The organism is Nocardia sp. 852002-51101_SCH5132738 (genome assembly GCF_001665695.1).
GTDB lineage: Bacteria > Actinomycetota > Actinomycetes > Mycobacteriales > Mycobacteriaceae > Nocardia > Nocardia nova.
In genome coordinates this window covers 12,249-32,499 of the sequence record NZ_LZML01000181.1, presented here as the reverse complement: position 1 = coordinate 32,499, position 20,251 = coordinate 12,249, and the positions used below count along the sequence as shown (strand labels likewise).

The window sequence follows — 20,251 nt, the reverse complement described above, 5'->3', positions numbered from 1 at the left end:
TAGCAAGTCCCACATCATCTTTCGAACAGCCTGCGACCTGCGAGCAACACCGGCGGCAACGGCGGTTGAACGCGGGGTGAAACACCGGCGGCGAGTGTCACCCCGCCCGCAATGCGCCGCGCCGCTCCCGGAACCGCTGTTCGAAACCCTCGACGTATACCGACGGCGCGATCGAGGACGAGGACTGTTCCAGCACACCGTCGTCGGCGACGTAGAACACGGCCCGCCCGATCGCCACCTCGTCGGGTTCGGCGGGCACGTAGACCATCCAGCCCACCGAGATCCGGTCCGCGTGCAGTCGATCCAGCGGATATCCGTCGGTATCGATCCCGGCCTCGCCGATGTGACCACGCACCCGCTCGAGCGCCTCGGCCTGCGGCAGCGGCGCCGGGCCCGTCGGCGTCGCACCGGCCAAGGTGAGCTGGTTGAATGCGCCGTCGACATCGAAGCCGCCGTCGTCGCCGAAGACGGCGACGAGGGTTTCTCGGGTGACCACATCGGCCTCGGCCGCGGCGACCAGAGTGTCCACCGCGGCGCGCAATTCGTCGTCGGCCTCGCCGTCGATCAAGCCGCGGATCACCTGCGCGACGGTGGCCGAGGTCCACACACCCGGCAGCGCGTCGCTGAGGTGATCGGCCGAGGGCGACTCACCGCGATACCACCGCCCGTTCTCCCACCAGTAGCAGAACGACAGCAGCCCGTCGCCGAAGCGCGGATTGAGCACCGAATTCGACACCCATTCCGGTGCGCCGGCATACAGCCGCGGCAGCGATGCACCGCCGTTGTAGGCGGCATCGAGCGCCGGCGCCTCCCACACCCCGCCGGAGAGCACGGCACGGCCGCCGGGCAGGAGATACAGCGTGCTGCCGCCGCGCCGGGCGCCCTCGAACCAGCCCAGCGACGGCAACACGCGCGGGCCCCACTGCGATCCGGCGGCGACGAAAGCGGCCGCCATCACCGCCCACCGGCTCCACAGCGTGGGCAGCTCGGGAAAGTCGTCGTCCGACAGCACGGGAACCACACCCTCGGCTCGATCGGCGCGCGCCTGCCGGGCCGCGACGGCCGGCGGGCGGGACTGCCGGTCGCCGTGCCCGATATAGGCGCCCAGCCAGACCGGCACCCGATCGCGCGGATATGCCTGCAGGTCGGCCAGATACGCCTCCGGCGCCAGCAGTTGATCGTCGGGGAACGGTTCGTCACCGTAGTCGTAGTCGACCTGCAGATGTCCGGCCCGGTCCAATCGGACGAACAGGCGCCACCAGGGACCGCTGTCGAAGGCCGCGGACAGGTCGCGGTGCTCGCGCACCAACTCCAGGACCGACTCGGGCGGATCGGCACGCAGCACGCGGTCCTGGTCGTCGGTGAAGACGACCTCGCCGCCGCCGACCACCACCGTGAGGGCGAACACGGCCGTCAGCTCGTGCCACCCCTCGGGCGCGACCGCCGCCAGTTCGCGCGCGATCCCGTGCGCCAATTCCCTGGCGCGCGCCTCCGGATCGACTGCCGCCGCGATGGATTCGGGCATTCCGCCGCCGAGAGTGAAGCCTACGTCCGGCTCGTCCTCGGCGGCGGAACCCGCGGTGTCGTGGGATGGAAGATCGGCCCGGTCGTCGAGTGCGGGATCCGGCGCGGCGGCCGCGGGTGCGCTGTCCGGTCGGGCCGGCACCGGTGTGGTGTCCTGCGGGTCCGGGGTGTGGTCATCGGGGCGGGTCACGTCGCGGTGTTCTCCTCGTTCGCGTCCACCGTCCGGCGCGGCCGGCTGCGGACATCCTCATCGGTGCGATGCTCGGTAACAGTGTGCGGTGCTGCGCTTTTCACCGCACACCCCGGACTGCGGCGAAGATCTGCGTTCGGCGTGCGGGATTGTCGAGCACATCGCGGATCCACAAGCCGAGGTCGAGTTCCGGTTTGCGCCGGCGATAGCGCACCGTGCACACCGCCAGTCCCGCTCGGGTCACGGTGAAGTCGGTATGCCGGCGGCCGGCACGCTGCCAGTGCACGATCACCGCCAGATCGTCGGCATCGATCAACTGGCCGGCGACGCGCAGGAAGAGCCGATCGTCGGTGCGGAAGAAGACGAACTCCACGCCGTCGAGATCGCCGTACACCCCGCTGAACGGACCCATCGGCTCGGCGGCCTCGTGCAGCGATCCGGTGAGCGGATCGACCTCCGCGCAACGGTGACCGTTGAACTCCTGTACCAGGATGCGGGGCGCGGCGGGAGTCGGCGAGCCGGGCGGGTGCGCGGGGTGACGTGCCGGAGTGGAGGCGGAGGCCGGGTTGTTGCCCTGCGGCATCGGTGGGGCGAACGGTGGGAAGCCGTTCTGCGGGAAGTTGTTCTGCGGTTGCTCTGCCGGAACCGGTTGTACCCCAAGGTTTCCCGCTGCGCCCATTGCCGGATCACCGAGGGAGAACGGGCGACCGACCGAGAATTGCCGATCGTGGGCGTTCCCGTATCCGGCTCCCGGGTCGTATCCGGTGCCGTGGCCGTTCCCATTGCCGTACCCGGCCCCGTACCGGTCGGCACCGCCAGGCCCCTGCCCGACGCCATGATCCGGCGGGATCGCTGCGTGTGGACCGTCGGATACCCGCGGTTCAGGGGCCGGCTGCGGCGGAAGCTGCTGTGGGACAGCAGGTTCAGGCATGTGAGGAATCGCGCCCAGCGGATCGCCGAATGGGTTGAGCCCGGTTCCGGCTGGGTTCACGTTCCGCTCGATACCCGCGCCCGGCAACGGGAACGGTTGTGAGGCGGCATTGCCCGGGACGCTCGAGTCCGAAAGCCACGGCGGTACCGGGATGTTCGGCTGAGCCTGCGACCCCGGCAGATGGTGGTGGTCGTGGGCGTGATGATGGTGGTCACCATGCTCGTGGCCGCCGTGGTCGTGACCCCCGTGATGGCCGTGGCCACTGTGGTGGTGGTCATGACCGTCGCCGCCGTGCTCGTGGCCACCGTGGTCGTGATCCCCATTGTGGCCGTGGCCGCCGTGATGATGGTCATGGCCGTGGCCACCGTGCCCGTGACCGCCATGGTCGTGATCATTTCCGTCGTGGCCGTGGTGACCGTGGTGACCGTGATCATGCCCGTGGCCGTGCCCTCGGTGATCGCCGTGGTGATCGGGGTCGTGACCGTGATGGTCGTGGTGGCCACCGCCTGGGTCGTGATGGCCTACGCCGGGCTGTCCCGGGCCGGGCTTTCGCGGCGGCTGATGCGGCGGGGGCTGATGCGGCGGCGGCTCGTGCGGCGGCGGGGTCGGAATCGGGGTGGGCGGAAGGTTGACGTCGATGCGCTTCGGTGTGTAATCCGGCCAGTCGAATTCGGCGTTGTGCGGGACGTGCGGGACCGGCGTGATGTAGGGCTTGCGTGGATCGCGAGCACGCGGGTTCGCGCCCGCACGATCGGGCTCACCACCGTCCGGCGGCTGCTGCCCCGCCCGCCGGCCGATACCCGTTCGGTCTCCGGACTCCGAATCCGTTCCGTCTCCGTCCGAGCCGGACGCGCGCCGACCACCCCCGTGCGGTTGCGTGGTCCGCGGTTCCTCGGCCCGGTCCCCTCGGGATTCTCCCTTCTCTCCAGATTCCCCGGCGTCGGCATCGCCCGACGACCCGCGCGCCGTATTCGATTCGCTCCCTTCACCTTCCGAAGGGATGCCGGGACGCACCGGAGCCACCGGCCGCTCTCCACCGTCGTCGGCACGCCCCGGCGTGCTCCGACTGCCTTCCGGAGCTTCGTCGGTTCCCGGCTTACCGGCCTCGGTGTCGTCCGCATTCGGCCGACCCTCCGCTTCGTCGAGAACACCGTCGGCAGCACCGAGCTCCCGATGCTCGCCGCCGACCACACCGTCGGCACCGCGTGGCTCGACAAGCCCGGTCCTGATCTCACCGCCGGCACCAGGCGGCGTGGATTCGGAGCCCGGCTGCTGCGGACGAGGGGCCTGGGGCGGTGCTTCCAAGGCGGCGACGAAGGCTCGGCCCTGGGAATCCACGGTCAGGCGGATGTAGCGGATCTCCGCGTCCGGATGGGCCAGAGCCTGTGCCAGTTCCGGATGAGCGTCGACGGCGGCATCGAGTTCGGCACGGTGCGGAGACCCGCCGGAACCGTCGGAGCGCAGGCCGACCACGATCACGATCGGATGGTCGCCCTCGATGATTCCGACCCGGTTCGTCACCGGCCGCGCGCCCTGCCCCGCGAGGAAATCGGGTCCGGCCGCATCGGTGATTCGCTCGGTGAGGGCGAAGACCCGGGTGCGTACCTCCTCGTAGGCTCGTGCGGCGCGCTCCCGCTCGCTGCCGGTGGCGGCGTCCCGTTCGGCGCGCAACCGGCCCAGGTCGCCGGCGAGACGGGCACGTTCGGTCGCCAGCCGCTCGACTTCGGTTCGGCCCGAGGTCAATTCGTGTGGCTCCATCGGCCCGGGCTGTCGCAGCGGCCCGTCGCCGGATGCCGGCCGAGCCGGATTCCCCTCAGCGGCCTGTTCGTCGGGCCCGGCCGCGCCGAGGTCGTCCAGCCGGCGGGTGAGATCGCCGCGCATCCGCCGCAGCGTATCGGGCAGTTGCCTCGGCTCCACCGCAGCTTCGGGTTCGCCGAGGCGTTCCGCCCAGACGAAGTGCTCACCCGGGCCGGCATCGGCGAGCTGTTCCACGCGGCCCGCACGCAGCAGCAGATCCAGCAGCGGGTCGCGCGCACCGGGGGCGGGCAGGGCACGCAGCGGCCCCGCCTCGCGTGCCGCCACCTCCTTCAGAGCCTCGACCGGGTTGCGGGGCAATCCGGGGAAGCGTTGCCGCGCACCGGTTTCGGCGAGGATCTCGGCGGCGCGGCGTTCACGCGGCGAAAGCCACGAGGGGTCGGGCGCGGGCGCGTCGACCGCATACGGAATCCGCGACATCCGCAGGGTCTTGTCGCCGTCGTGCTCGGGCGCATCGGGCGGCAATTCGTCCGGATGGACCGGCACCCCGTCACGGATCACGAGATGTCCGCTCAGGCGGCGCCGGTTGGTGTCCCAGTCGTAGCCGTACCGAGCCGCTTCCAGGTCGGCGTCGTGCCAGGTGGCGTCGTCGTGGTCGGCGAGGTACCTGGCTTCGACGTAGGCGTCGTCGAGCAGCAACAGATCTTCGTTGTACGGCGTGGTCCGGCCGTCGCCGTCACCCTCGCCGGTGAGCCGCAGCCAGGCGTCGGCCACATGCGGGAGCCGGTCGTAGGTCTTCTTGACCATCCTGCCGGTCGGGTCGGCGTGGTCGCGCACCCACATCTCGTTGCGCATGAGGTGGTCCTTGACCAACTGGATGCGCTCGGTCAGTTCCACGCGGGTGAGCGCAGTGCCGTCCGGATGCCGTGCCAGGTTCAGCGTCTCCCGCCGGGCGCCGCCGGGGTCGGCGGGGTCCAGCAGCGGATCGCGGGCCCGGGTCAGCAGGTCGACGATCCGGTGCACATCGGCATTGCCGGTGTCGTCGGCGAATTCACCGATCACCCGATCCGCCCAGCGCTGCACCGCATCCCAGCGCGCGACGTCGCGGTCCTGGCGCGGCGTGGACCACTCCACCCGATCGCGCGGCGGCACGTGATCGGCGGCCGACCAGGGCCGATGCGGCGGCTGCAGATCGATCCGCGGCCCGGCACGCCAGCCCTTCCAGCCACGGAACGAGCGCACCACGGGGATCTTGCGCAGCACCGGATGGTCCGGATCGAAGGCGCCGTCGGGCAGCCAGGTGGTGTGCCCGCGCACCCACTCCCCGATCTCCGGCCGGCGCTGCAGCGGACCCAGCACCCACGGGTGCTTGCGCGCCATGTCGTAGAGCTGCACCCACCGCTTTCCGATGGTGTACAGCGCGCCGTCGAGCGGCATGCCGTGATGGGCTTCCTCGTCCCAGCCCGCCGGCGGCTCCGGTTTCGGCCCCGGTCCCTGATGCCACCACAATTCGGCGCGGCCGGCTTCGCTCAGCGTCAGGATCTGCTCGTAGCTCAGCTCCGGCCAGTGATCGGTCAGGAGCCGAAGTACCAACGGCTCCACCATGTTCTGGAACGGTTCGGCGCCCAGGGTGCCGCTGAACCCGTCCGGCATCTTCTCCTCACGCTGCCGATACGGGATGTGGGAGTTGTCCGTACCGCCGAACGCCGCCCACCCCTTGGGCGGCAGCCGCCAGCCGTCGACTTCCTTCTGCCAGTATTTGTCCAGTTTCGTGCCGCGCGGCAGTTCCGGCTGGTAGGCGCGGAAACCGCGGGCCTGGCCCTCCCGGGTGTCGTGCCAGTGTCCGTCCGCGCCGCGCCAGCGCACCATCGTGTCGCCCGCGAACGGCAGCGCGTCTCGGCCGAGGCGGCCGTGCGCGGGCAGCCCCGTGCGCTCGATCTCCACCGGCGCCATGGTCTCGATCCGCGCGCGGATCTGACCGGCGCCGTCGCGATCGCCGCCGGCCAGCTCACCGGTGACCGACAGCCGATCGATGGTGGTGGCCGGATCCTTCAGCAGCGCGGCCAGATCGGGATGCTGTGCCAGCGCGTCCAGCAGCGGAGCGTCGAATCGATCGTCGGCCGGCCGTCGCGGTCCGTCCGGATCGTCGGTGCGGACCGGCACGTCCGGATGGTCGAATGCGGCGCGACCGGCGACGACGATGAAACGGGCCGGGCGGCCGCCGGTTCCGTCCTCGTCGGGCGCACGACCGTGGTCCACCCACACGTTCTCGCTGATCCGGCGCACCGTCGGCGTCTCGTCCGTACCCACCGCGGCCCGCCAGTGGTCGGCGACGGCATCGGGCCACGCACCCGTGAGAGCGACCCGCTCGTCGTTGAAGCGGTCGATCTCGTGTTCGGCGCGCTCCACCGCTTCCTCGGCATCGGCGAGCCGGCGCAGGTTCTCGGGGGTGCGCTGCGCGGGGTCGTCGAGGAGCCGGGACAGCTCATTCCTGATGCGCCGCAACGGTTTCGCCCGCTGGACCGCGGCCCGGTGCTCGTCGGCCACCCGGCCCAGTTCGTCGCGGACCGCTTCGGCCTGCGACGCGTCGTGGCGGGCACCCTGTTGTTCCAGGTCGTGGATCTCGCGGTCGATGGCGTCGAGCCGGTCCTCGAAATGGAACAGCCGGTCCAGCGCCTCGGCCAGCTTGTCGACGTGGTCGGTCTGCTCCCGCTCCTGTTCCGGATTGAGCTGCTCGTGCCGCGCGACGTCGGGACTGTCCGGGCCCGCGCTGTCGCTGACGTAGCGCCCGGTGTCTGCGCGCAACTGACGCAACGTCTCCGACCAGCGGTTGCGGCTCAGATCCACATCCCCGAACGGGTCGGCGCGATGGTCGACCTTACTGCGCCAGAACTCGAGATCGGCTGCCACATGGGCACGTTCGCGCACCTTCGCGTCGAGTGCCGCCTGCGGATCCGCCGCCGGCTCGGGGTTGTCCGCCGGACGAGGCCCGTCCGCGTGCGGCTCGCCGGATCCCGGCGCGTGCGGCTCGGTTCCGGCTCGACGCGGCTGCTCGAGTTCGGCGGGGCGGTGCGTGGCTCCGTCGAGTTCCGGTGGGGGCCGGTGCATGTCGCTGAGCCGAACGTGTCCGTCGGCGTCGACGCGAACCTGCTGGAACACGAATTGGCCGTCGTCGCCGAGCAACGCGCGGCGGACAGCGGGGTCGAGCACATGATCCGGATTCGCGCCTGGCGCCACCACCACGAGCCGGTCCGGTGCGCCGTCGCGGCCCGGAACGAGCCGCGCCACTTCCGGTTTCGGATTCGCCGGGTCCACGGGCCGCCCGTCGGCGCCCAGCGGAAGGCCCTCGTGACCGGCCAGGACGTCGCGTGCCGCGAGTAGCGCGGCGTCGGCCGCCACCCGGTCGCGGGCGGCGACCAACGTCTGGTCGTGCACCCGCAACAGCCCCAGCAGGGCCTTACCGAGCGATTCGGTCTCCTCGGCCCGCGCCTCCTCGGCGCGGCGGTCCTCGAAGAACTTCTGCAGGTCGGCCCGTGGGATATCCGCGCGATTCCACAGTTCGTCGGCGCGGGCCCGGCGCTGGACGATCAGATCGCGCACCGCTGCGGCCAGCTCGCGCGGCCGCATCCGCCAGGCGTCGTCGATACCCAGATGTTCGGCGAGCCGGACGATCTTGGCGAAGTTCTTGTCCACCTGATCGTTGCGGCGATCCAGTTCCGCGCCGAGGTCGCGCAGCTGTCTGCGCAGCGCCCGGGTGCCCGGCTCGTGTTCGTGCTCGTCGCCGCCGGCGATCCAGTCTCCGGGACGACGCACCGGATCCGGCCGCGTGGCAACGGGCTCCGTCGATACCGGATGGTGCTCGCTCACCCAGATGCGGCCGTTGTGGTCCAGTTCGAGCCGGTAGTAGACGGCGTCGAACCCCTCGGCCGCATGCCGGATCCGCTCCCGCGCGGGCAACCGGAGCTCGGGATCACGGCCCGATCCGACCCCGACCCACCGGCCGCGCTCGCCGGGGGCGCCGTCCACTCGCATGTGATTGGGGGCGTCGAACCGGAAGCGACGGTAGGAGACTCCGGAGATTCGCGGGCCACGATCATCGAAACCGGCTCGCAACTGCAGCATTTCGCGTTCGGCGGCATGCTGGGCAGCGGCCCGGCGGGCGGATTCGTTCGCCGACGCCGTGCGGTAGCGGTCCACCAGCTCGACGGTCGCGCGCCGCTGCCGCTCGGAGATGGTGTCGCGATGGTTGTTCACCGCGTCCCGGACCGCACGTTGCAGTTCCGGCCGCGACAGCCCCTCCGGATCGACGCCGAACTCGCGGGCGAGCCGCTCCAGCCGGGGCAGATCGACGGTGCGGCGATCGCCGAGTTCGATGGACAGTTCGGCACGCCGCTGGGCCGGCGGTGCCAATCGGTCGCGGATCGCGTCGGCGACCTGATGGTCGGACGGCAGCGGCACACCCAGGCGCGCGGCGCGGCGGTCCACCTCCAGCCGCGGTGCGCCGCGGTCGAGATCGCCGATCAGATCGCGCAATTCGTTTCGAACCGCCGGCACGGTGTCGGCGGCATCGGCGGTGCGGGCGATCGCCTCGCGCAGGATCTCGCGCCGTATCTCGTCCGGCCGCAGGCCCAGATCGTGAGCGCGCGCGGTCATTCGCGTCCAGGCGCGCACTCGCGTGGTACCGGCATCCGCCAGATCCCGCAGCGCCTTTCGCAAGGCACGCGTCACCGGACGGTGCTCCCGCTGTGGGCCGTCCTGATGCCATGTCTCGCGCGTGGACCGTTCGGCGCCGGGCGGCTCGGGCCGGCGCGGGAGCGCCACGGTGCTCGAATCCCGTTGTACCGGGGAGTTTTCGGATCCGTCATCCCCTTCCCGCGGCGGGCTGCCGTCGTCCGAACCTCCATTCGTCGGGGGCTTACCGCCGGCGCCACCATCGGTCCCACCACCGGCGGCATCGGGTGCCGGTTGCGCGCCGGGTTCCGCCTGGGCGCGCGGCGCGGCACCGCCGGGCCGGTCACCGCCCGGCTTCGCGGGTGACCCACCCGTGCCGTCGTCCCCACCACCGGAATCGGCACCCGGCTCGTCGCCACCGGGTTCGCCGGCGGAGCCCTCGTCACCGGACGGCAGTTGTTCTGCGGGTTTCGCGGCGGGACGCTCCTCGCCGGCCGCCGGCTGCTCACCAGCCTTCGCACCAGAACCCTGAGCGCCGGCTGCCGACTGGTCACCAGGCCTCGCGACAGAACCCTCCGCACCAGCAGCCGGCTGCTCACCAGGCCTTGCACCAGGCACCTCAGCACCGGGACTGTTCTGGTCGCCGCGCTCGGCGGAACCTTGATCACCGCGTGCGGCGGGGCGGCGACCGTCGGTGGACGCCCGTTCGCCGGGAGCCTGCGCGCTCTGGGGATTCGCGGCACGCAGCTGCCGTTCCTCGATCCGGGCGGCCTGGTAATCCCGGGCGGCGCGCATCATCTCGCGGCGCAGGCCGTACAGCTCGTTCAACCGCTGCTGGGCGCGGTCGCGGGCGGCGGCCCACTGGTCCGGGCGCAGATCGTTGCGCGCGATCGTGGCCTGATTTTCGGCCGACTCGTCCTCGATCCGGCGCTGGATCGCGGCCTCCAGATCACGCGCGTTGCCGTGGTCGGGAAGGCCGAGTTCTCCTGCGATCCTGCGCAATTCGGCATGTGCCGCGTCCTGTCGAGCAAGCGCGGCGTCGATCGGATCCGGCTGCGCTCCCTCGACTCTCGACGCCCCCTCCCGCGGTTCTCCGCTCCCCGGCGTCTGCTGCGATTCGGGTGCCGGCCCTGCCTGCTGTTTCGTCTGCCCCATCTCCGGCGGCTGCTCGCGGTTCTCGGCCCCGGGCTCGGCGTTCTCCGCGTCGGGTCCTGTTTCCGGTGCATCAGCACCCGAGCGCGGCTGTCGCAGCGGCTTTTCGACTCGGTTCGCCGGATCCGTGGCCGGGTCGCCAGGTGCGCTCTCCCGCCCCGGCTCCGAGGTCCCGGTGACGCCGTCCTGTTTCGGTGAGGCAGTCGGCGATTCCGGTTCGGGCGCAGCGGGTTTCGGCTCGTGTGTTCCGGCAGGCGATGGTGTCGGTTCGGTGGGTCCGCGGTGGTCGCCGACGATCTTCCACAGCCAGTCGGCGTGCTGGGCGGCTTGCCGGGCCTCCCATTCCGCTTGATCGGCGCGCATCCGAGCGGCCCAGGTTGTGGGACCTTCGGGACCGTCCGGATCGCGAGCGACCATCTCGTCGGCGAGTTCGCGCGTGCGGATGGCATGCCGGGCCGCCATCCGCGCGTCCCAGCTCGCATTCTCCGCGCGCATGCGCATGCCCCATTCGGAGGGGGACTCGATGCGCGGTGCGGTGGCACCGGAATCGGCTGCGGGGCCGTCGTTGTCGCCCGGACGCGGTGGTTCCGAGGGCGTGGAGGCGGACTCGCCCGCGTCGCGGCCGCCGGGTGTCTGCGAAGAGGCTCCATCGGGGTCCCCGCCTCCGGGCTCCGGCGGCGGTGCACCCTCCCCCGGTGAGCTGGGCGGCTTCGACGGCGGTCCCTGCGGCGGGGCAGCCGCCGCGCCGTCGTCGCCCTCCTCGCCTTCGGACAGCTCCACATCGCGTGCCACGGCCGCGCGCAGTTCGGCGTCCAGATCCGCCACCCGCACGTCGTTGTCGTGGAATCTGCGCGTCGCCTCGAACAGCGCGTCGTGCCGGCGGCTGAATTCCTCGAACCGCCTCCGGTAGTCGGCGAGATTCTCGCCCCGGACGGTGCGCGACCCCAGTTCGCCGAACAGATCGTGCAGGGCCGAGCCGTTTTTCAGGTCGTCGGATAGCAACTCCTCCGGCGTGACGCGGAGTTCGTAGGCATGGGCCTCGATATAGCTGCGGGCCCGTTCGCGCTCGGTCCAGGCAGCCGCCCATTCCCGGCTGAGCCGATCGATGGTCGCCTGCCGGTTCTCCGGCAGATCGGCGACCGCCTGGTGATAGCGATCGTTCAGTTCCGCCAGCGCCTTCAGATCGGCGGCCCGCTGTCGCAACTCCTCGCGCAGTTCGCGGTGCACCTGCTCCCGCTGCGCCGGAGTCAGCCGCTCGTGCTTTTCGATCTTGCCGTCCCGATAGGCCTCGTAGGCCCGCACGTACTGCTCCGGAGTGGCATCGGTGAGGTCGTGGCCGAGCAGCCGGGCCCAATCGCGATTCGGCCGCGATCCGGACGCGACCGGCCGATCCGGGTCGGGTGTGCCGAACAGCCGCTGCCCGTCACCGATGGTCTCCCGCAGGTGGGTCAACGCGTCCGGATCGTGCATCGGCACTTCACCGTCGAACACCCGCGGGTCGGTAGCGGGATCGAAACGTAGACCGTTCGTGAACGGATCCGTGTCCGCGAGGGTCCGGATGAAATCGGTCAGCGCCGCACCGGTGCCGGGGTCGCGGAGCCGGCCGCGGATCAGCGAGGTCAGCTCGCCGGGATCGATGCCCTGTGGATTGCGCTGATAGTCGAGTTCCTTCGAGTACTTCTTCGGGAATACGTCCTCCGGTTCGCCGCCCAGCGCGCGCACGAGATCGTCGCGGGCCTCGACCAGATGCGCCGGATCCTCACCCCGCCCCTTCAGATAGCTCGCCAGCTTGTCGTAGTACTTGACCAGCTGCTCGACCTGCTGTTTGCGCAGCGCGTTGCGGGTGCCGCGATCGGCGATCGACTCGGCGACCCGCTCCGGCGTCGCGTGTTGCGCATCGTCGATGCCGGTGGTCTGCGCGAGCCGGTCGCGCGCATTGGCCAGATCGTGGAAGGACTCGATGGCGTCGCTGGTGCGCGCGTGGTCCAGCAGCGCCTCGATCTGCAGTGCGCGCAGGTCGTTGGCGCGCAACTCGTGTTCGATCAGTTCGGGTGTGATCTGTTCGGGGTCCAGGCCGAGCTCGCGCGCGAGATCGTCTCGGACGGAACGTATCTGCTCCGGTGTGCGGGCCTGCGGCGCGACCGGGTCCGGCTCGGCGGGCGGCTGGGTGACGTGCCAGGTGCCGTCGGCGTCGCGGACCAGCAGTCCGTCCAGATGCCGGCCCTCGACGTCCACCGAGATCGCCCGGCCCTCGATATCGCCGACGTGGCGGACGTGCGCCTGGTTGTTCGCGTCGACGACGACCGTCCACTTCTCCGCCCGCACCTCACCGTTGTTGAGGCGGGCGGCGAGCCCGGGATGGCGATCGAGGGCCCCGGCGAGCGTCTGTTCGTGGTCGCCGTGCACATCCAGGACCACCAGCCGGCCCGGCTCACCCGGACGCTGCGGCGGCAGCTCGCGAATATCATTGGCGGGGAAGCGTTCCCGGAACTCCGCCACCCGGTCTGCGAAATCGCGGATCTCCCCCGCACGTTCGTGCACTCCGTCACGCAGGTCGTTCAATGCGCGGTCGAGCTGGTCCGGTTCGAGCCGGGACAGTTCGGCCGCGAGCAGATCCGCCCAGGTCGCCCGCTCGTCGCGGATCTGGTCGCGCCGCAGCGCATTCTCGAAATAGGTCCGCAGGCCCTGGTCGCGGCCCGACTCGTCCTCGGGGTCGTATTCGATACGCTCGTCGGGGTTTTCGACGTTCAGCACATCGAAGTCGCGGCCGGATTCGGCGCCGTTGTTCACGCCGCGCCAGTTCAGCAGGCCGGGATCGTCGCCCTGGGCGATGACCACTTCCTTGAGAAATCGGCCGAGCGGATTGTGGTCGGTGATCGACTGCGGCCGGTACGGGATATCGGCGTGCTCGGCGTTGTAGCGGTGCGCGGCGTCGCGCAGGGCCTCGATGACGGCGGCCCGGCGCAGATTCTGGTATTCGGCGGTATCGAGTGCGCGGCGCAGCGTCTCCGGGCTGATATCGGTCAGGTCGATGCCCAGTCGATCGGCGGCGGCCCGCAACTCGTCGGCCGGATTGCCGTGCGGCGCTTCGGCTTCGCCGTGCTGAGGCGCGGAATGGCCGGGCAGGTCATGGGGCTGTGATTCATCGACCAGGTGGCCCAGCCCGATATCGCGCAGATACTTGTGCATCGCCGCGACCTCAGCCGGGTCCGCGTCCTCGTTCCAGTACGCGTACTCCCGCCCGTCGCGGGTGCGCATCGGAATATGTTCGCCCGCTTGCAGATCCATGCGAGCGGTGAGGTGGTTCAGCAGCGGTGCGTGTTCCCGGTTGATCCAGAGCGTGAACGACTCCTTCAGCAACCGCGCGTAATTGATGCTGATGTCGTGGTCACCGAGGGTCTCGAGCGCGTGGATGTCGAACAGATGCCCGAAATCCTCGGTCATCTCGGTCTGATATTTGCCGTCCTGACCACTGCCCGACGGATATTTCGGATAGTGCCCCTCGTACCCGCCGGTGAACCGCTGCCACAGCGAACGCAGCCGCCCCGGCTTCGCCGGTTCGACCTCACCGCCCGGCGTGTGCTCACCTTCGCCGACCGGCTCGACGGATTCGACCCGCCACCGACCGCCGCCGTCGGCGACCAGCCGCAACCGCACATGCTCACCGTCGACGGCCACGACGACCTCGCCCCGCCGCGGCGGCTCGCCCGGGGCCGCGCCCGGCGTGGGCGGCTCGCCGGGTGGACGACCCGCACCACCGGCACCGTCGGGCAACTCGGGACTGTCCACGTGCGGTGCGCCATCGAACCCTTCGGGGCGCCGGAAAAGCACTGTGACGCCGGTGTTCTCGCCCAGTCGGCCCTCGAGACCGGAATCGCCCGGCAGCTCCGGATCGCCGAAGGTGACCTCGGTATAGCCCAGCTCTTCGGCGAGCTTGCCGGTGAACGTCCGGCGCGCCGATTCTTCCGGCGTGAAGCCGTCTTGCACTCCCGCGTTGAAACTGTCCAGATTGTCGATCAGCGCCCCGCCGTCGTACCACTCGTCCTGGATCGCTTCGACCCGGTCGCCGAGCTCGTTCATCAGATCCCGGAACATCTCCCGCCCGGACGGCGTGTCCGGACCGACGTTCACCTCGTAGTGGAGCACGCCGTGCTCGTCGACCCACCCCTTGATGCCGTAGGCGGTATCGCCGCCGTAGGTATTGATGTAGGTCGATCCGCCCGGCTCGGGTGGTCCGGCTGCCGGACGAGCGGACTGCTCGTCGGTCGACTCGTCCCGGGGCGGATGCGCGGAATCCCACGCCTCGCCGTAACCGCGCGCGTAACTCGCGCCGCCGTCGGGCGCATGATCACCCATTGCCGGGCGGATGGCGTCGACACCGGCCTGGTTCGCGATCCGGTCCAGTTCGGCGGCCCGCGCCGTCGCATCGCCCGGCAGGTCGTCGCGCGCGGCCGCCCGTTCGCGCGCCGCGGTGAACGCGTCGCGGTAGATCCGCTCCAGCGGACTGGTCGCGATGTCGTGGCCCGCATCGCGCAACTGTGCGAGCGCGTTGAATTCCATTGCGTGCGCGTCGGTTTCCTCGTCCACCATATGGTCGACGTATTCCTCGCGCGACATCCGATCGCGGTCGAGCACACCGTCGGCGGCACTGCGCTCGTGCGCCCGCTGGGCATGAATGGCGGCGTGGACCATAGCGGCCATCTGCTCGCCGTCGGTGCCGCCGATATCGAGGGTGAGCCGGTTGCGGGCGGGCTCGTACCGATGACCACCCCCGGAGTCGTGTTCGATGGTCACGCCCCGGGCGTGCAGCGTGTCGACCGCCCAGGCGCCCACCGGCACATCGGCCAGTGTGCGTTCCAGCTCGGTGACGATCGCCTCGGAAGCCCGCGCCGCGAGGTCCTGCGGCTCGACGGCTTCGGCCGGTTCTTCCCGGGCGGGCCCTGGTTGGTCGGCCCGCTCATAGCGGATCTCGCCGTTGCGGCGGGTGTCGACGGTCAGGTATTCGGGCTCGACACCCGGGCGGGCCACGCGCTCCACGATCTCGGGCGGCGCCGCCCGCATGACCCGCTCGTGATCGCCGGGCCCCGCGGCGACCATGATCCGTTCCGGTTCACCGGGAATCACCGCGAAGTGGTCACCGAACACTTCGGCGCCCGGGGCATCGGCGATCATGTCACCGAGCAGCCGGCGCGCGACGTCCGCGGCGGCGGTAGCCCGCAGCCGGTCGACCTCGGCCAGCGCGTTGTGATGCCGATCGACCAGATCCGACATCCGTCGCAGATCGTGGGCCAGCCGACGCAACTCGGCGCGGCGCTCCGGTGGCAGCCCATCGCGGCCGAGTTCGCGCTCGACAGTGCGCAGCTGATCGGAGATCAAGTGCTGCACCATATCCCGGCGCATCGTCGGGTCGTAGGGGATGCGATCGGCCACCCGGTCGGCGACGTGGGCCAGTTCCTGCGCATGCTCGTTCAACCGCACGGTGGCGATATGCCGCTCGAGTGCGGCCGAGCGGATGCGGTCGCGGACCACCGGATCGTCGGGCACGTAGCGGATGCTCTGATCGGTCGGAGTGCGGGCGCCGTCGTGCGCGCGATCCCAGATATCGCGGTAATGATCGGCGTAGGTTCGGCCACTGTCGTTCGGCGGGACGTGCTCGAGGTAGTTGCGCAGATGGTCGACCGCCACCTCATGTGCGATCTCGTGCGCTCCCGGGCCCTCGAGTCCGCGCAGCGCGCGCTCGTAGGCATGGCGGTAGGCGACCTCGGCGGGGTGTTCGGCGATGTCGTAGCCGAGTTCACGCAACTCCGCCGCCAGCTGGAAGCGGCGTCCGGAGGCCATCGCCTCCTCGTGCACCATCTCGCGCACATAGTGGTCGCGCGACAGCTCGAGGGGGCGATCGGCGGGGGATTCGCCGTTGAGATACCGCTCGGCGTGCACGCTCTCGTGTGCCAGGGTGAGTGCCTGAGCGATCTGGCCGCGTCCCTCGGCGTACAGGACCGCCGTGATGTCGCGGCGCCGGAACGATCCGGATCTGCCGTCGCTGTGCGACCCCTGATCGATGTGCTCGCGATAGCGGCGATCGGTGAGTTCGCCGAGAATCCTTCTGCCGGTGGGTGTTCGGAGCAGCAGTTCGTGCACCCGGCCGACATTGTCGTCGAGCGCCTGCCGGATGCGCACGGCAGACGGGTCCTGCTGCCGCGCAAGGGCTTCCCGATGTTCCGGAGTGAGCGGGTGGATGGGACGCCCGCGGTGGTCGAACAAGATCATGTGGGTGTCGTGCAGATCCGAAGGCACGCTCGCCGGGTGGTCGGTCACCACCCCCGTACTCGGATCGCGCACCACGATCCGCCCGCCACCCTCGTGGACCATGACGTAGGCGTGCGCTCCGACTACTCGGCGACCGGGACCGGCGTGATAACCGTCGACCACCAGTGCCGACGCCCCCTTGCGCATCCGCGAGAGCCGCCGGGCGATCGCATCGTGGTCGCCGACCTTCACCATCCGGCCACCGGCGTCCGCCTGAACCTCCGCGGCGGTCATCCCTTCCGGTCCGACGGCGCGCTCGGGCAGCCGGATCGTCTTGCTGCCGGTGAGATCGCGAATCAGCTTCAGCGCCAATTCGGCACAGCGGCCGCGGGTCGACTCCGGCCGCGAAGTCGCCGGTTTCGCCGCCTCCGGAGCCCCGGTGTGATCGGTCTGCTCGCTCCGCGCGGAACGCGCCGGCTGATGGTCGCCGACCGGCGCCGGCATGGGCGGGGCGCCCGGCACCAGCTGGTCTTCGGGCCGGTCATCGCTCGTCTCGTCGCGGTCGTGCCGGGTGCCGTCCTCGCCCGCCTCGTGAACCGGTTTGCGCACCGTACCGTCGTGGTTCGCGTCGGCGGCGGGGCGCCGTCGTGGTCCACCCGGTTCCGCATTCGATTTGTCCTGCGCGGCATCGTGTTCGGATCGGGCCTCGTCCGGATGCGACGGGTCTCGCGCCGGATCGCCGGTGTCGTCGCGCGGCGTACCCGCATCGTCGGCCCGGTCGTGCCGCACACCCGGCTCGTCCGGATGGTTCGAAACGCCCGAATCCGCGTCGCGGGGTGCGGCGGCATCGGCGTGAACCGCCGAGTCGGCGTCCCGGGAGGCAACGGACTCGTCGGCCCCCGATACAGCCCTGTCGGAATCGCGGGTAGGCGCGCGGTCGTCCAGCGGGCGGGCACCGTCCGAATCACGCGAACCGGCATGCTCGGCATCCCTCGGGCCGGCATGCTCACTGACGGGCGGCTCGGTGCTGTCGGAATCGCGCGGGGCAGACGCGTCGGTGTCACGCTGCTCGGGGTCCCGCCGGCCCGTCTCGTCCCGATCGCGCGGGGTGGAGGTGCCGGCATCGCGCCGCTCGGGGTCGCGTTGGACCGTCTCGTCCGTATCGCGCGGGGTCGACGTGTCGGCATCGCGCCGCTCGGACTCCCGTTGCGCGGGCTCGGTCGAATCGCCCGGATCTCGGCCGTCTCCGCGCGCGGGCTCGGCCGACTGCTCCGGCGAATCCTCGGCACGCGCGGGCCGATCGACTTGCGCCGCATCCGGTTCGTTGGACTCCGGTTCGTCGGCACGACGCGCCCCCGGCTCGTCACCCGCGGTTCCTTCGTCGCGCCTCACGGTGCCGTCTCCGGTTCCGGCCTTGCCACGAGTTCCTGCCTCATCGCTCGTGGCCTCGTCACGCGTTCCGGCGCCGTCCAGATCCCGCAGTGGCGCGGGCTGACGTTCGGGTGCGCGTACCTCGTCGCGGGACGCCGGTCGGTCCGGCCGTTGCGCGGTGGGTTGATCGGATTTGCTTGGGGTGCGAGTGTTTTCGGGACGTTCGCTCGCGCGTGTCGGTTCGGACCCGCGTGGTTGGTCCGTGCGCGGGCCGGCACCGGCGCGGTCTCGCGGCTGGGCGGTGTCCGCGCGGTCCGGTTTGGCGGTGACCCGTTCGCCCTCGCTCGCGCCGGGCCGGGTCGCGGCGCGCGGGCCCTCGGAGTCGCCGACTCGAGCCTGCACCCGCGGATCGGCAGCGGGGCGGGCCGCGGACGGGTCGGCCGCACCGGCTCCGCCCTGCGGCCGGGCATCGGTGGCGGAACCGCGGCCGAGATCTGAGGCGGCACGTCCGTCGGCGCCGGTCCTGGCGTCGGGCGTGCGCACCTCCCCGGTCCGGGGCGCCTCGGCACCGCCGGACGCGGGTCCGCGAGCGTCGACCGGCGACGCTCCGGATGCGGCCGTCGAGCCCGTGGACGCACCGGCTGTCGCGCTCGAGCCCGACGACGCGCTCGATCCCGACGACGCACTCGGCCCCGATGATGCGCTCGATCCCGACGTACTCGGCCCCGACGAAGCGCTCGGGCCGGACGATGCGGCCGGTCCCGAGGCGGCGGCGGAACTCGCCGACTCGGCCGGTCCGGACGATGCGGCAGGACCGGCGGCCGTGCCCGCTTCGCTGCCGGCGGGTACGGCCCCCGAGGCATGGGACGCCGATTCGGAGGCGGGAGCCGTTGTCGGCGTGACGTTTTCGTGCGTACCACCGCTCGGTGTCGCGGCGGTGTCCGCGGTGGTGGAATCGTGCGCGCCGCCCGGCACCTCGCTGCGAGCCGGCGGAGTCGGCGACGAGTCGGATACCGGTCCGGTGGATGTCGCGGATTCGGACGGCGTACTCGAGCCCTCCGACCCGGGACGCTCCGCCGGCGGAGTCGACGGTGTGGTCTCGGAGGTATCCGAACGATCTTGTGGCGCGGTCTGTTCCGGCGTACCACCGGCGTCGGATGCCGGGCGCTCGTGGGTGCCGGCCGTCGTAGTCGGCGCACCCGCGTGGCTGTCGTGACCGTTGGTCACCGCCCCGCCGCGCACGGACCCGGAGGATCCCGGCTCGCCGTTCACGCCGGTAGCGGAATCACCGTGCGGCACAGCGCCATTGCTGTCGGACAGGTCGACATGGGCGTTCGGCACGGTGCCGTCGTGGGTGGAGCCGTGCAGATCACCGATATTGCCCAGATCCGGCCGCGGCGCGTTCAGCTTCCAGAACGGCGAGTTCTCGAAATGGCTGTGCGCCATATTGTGATTCACCGCCGACGCCCCGCCGGTGATCGCTCCGGCGCTGAACATGCGCCAATCGACGTGCGTATTCTTCAGATTCTTCAGCGCGGTGTCCAGATCACCGTGCGCCAGATCGGAGGCGAACTGCCAGCCGACCGAGCCCCCGAAGGCTGCCACCGAGTTGACCAGGCCCGATCCCGCGCCGATCCCCGCGCGGGTGAGATTGACGCCCCACTTCGAGGTGACGTCGCCGACCTCGTTGCGGAAGGCGTTGCCGAACTTCTTGCCCATCGCCTCACCGAAGGCGCCGCCGGCCGCGCCACCGACACCCGCGGCGAAGGTGGTGACCTCGAGCTGCTGCCAGTCGATGCTCTTGCGGTGCCCCTCCCACACCTGCCACTGCTGCACCGCGAAATCCTGGATCGCGCCGAGGGCCGCATTCAGCAGCACATGGCGGAACATGAAGCGCACCAACGCGTTCTCGGCCAACCGGCCCGCCCAACCGGCCATCGCGTCGAGTACCCGGCGCATCATCATCCGCACCGCGACACGGGTTGCGACGATGATGCCCGCTTCCTCCGCGGGAGCCGTCGGCGGGAAGATCCACACCGCGGCGATATCGGCGGCGGTGATCACCAGCGTCGAATAGAACATCAGCTTGGTGTATTCGATCTGCGTACCGCCGCCGTAGACCGAATCCCCGACCTGATCGAAGTATCCCGCCAGCGCCTCCAGCGAATCCTTGCCGTGGCGCATGCTGTCGAAGGTGTCGATCATCTGCTGCTGGCCGTCGCCGGACGGGTACGCGGCCAGTGTCGCGGATTTGGCGTCGTCCATCAGGCTCAGGATGTCGCGCAGTTCGCCGGCGGCGGTATGCCAGTCGCCTGCCAGCGACCACATATCGTCTTCGTTGCCGTGCGGCCACTCCATCCCGATGGCCGCACCCAGCCACTCGAGCCAGCTGGGAAACTCGATCATGCGCG

The 20,251-nt window shown here is 70.8% G+C and carries 2 protein-coding genes; both read right to left on the bottom strand.

Features of this window, described 5'->3' with window-relative positions; all coding sequences use genetic code 11:
* Nucleotides 1-97 precede the first annotated feature (97 nt).
* On the bottom strand, nucleotides 98-1,714 hold the full coding sequence (locus A5789_RS26750) for a hypothetical protein (protein WP_321190226.1): 1,617 nt from the start codon (nucleotides 1,712-1,714) through the stop codon (nucleotides 98-100).
* A 100-nt stretch (nucleotides 1,715-1,814) separates the two neighbouring features.
* On the bottom strand, nucleotides 1,815-20,246 hold the full coding sequence (locus A5789_RS26745) for a hypothetical protein (RefSeq protein WP_064922802.1): 18,432 nt from the start codon (nucleotides 20,244-20,246) through the stop codon (nucleotides 1,815-1,817).
* Between the last annotated feature and the right edge of the window lie 5 nt (nucleotides 20,247-20,251).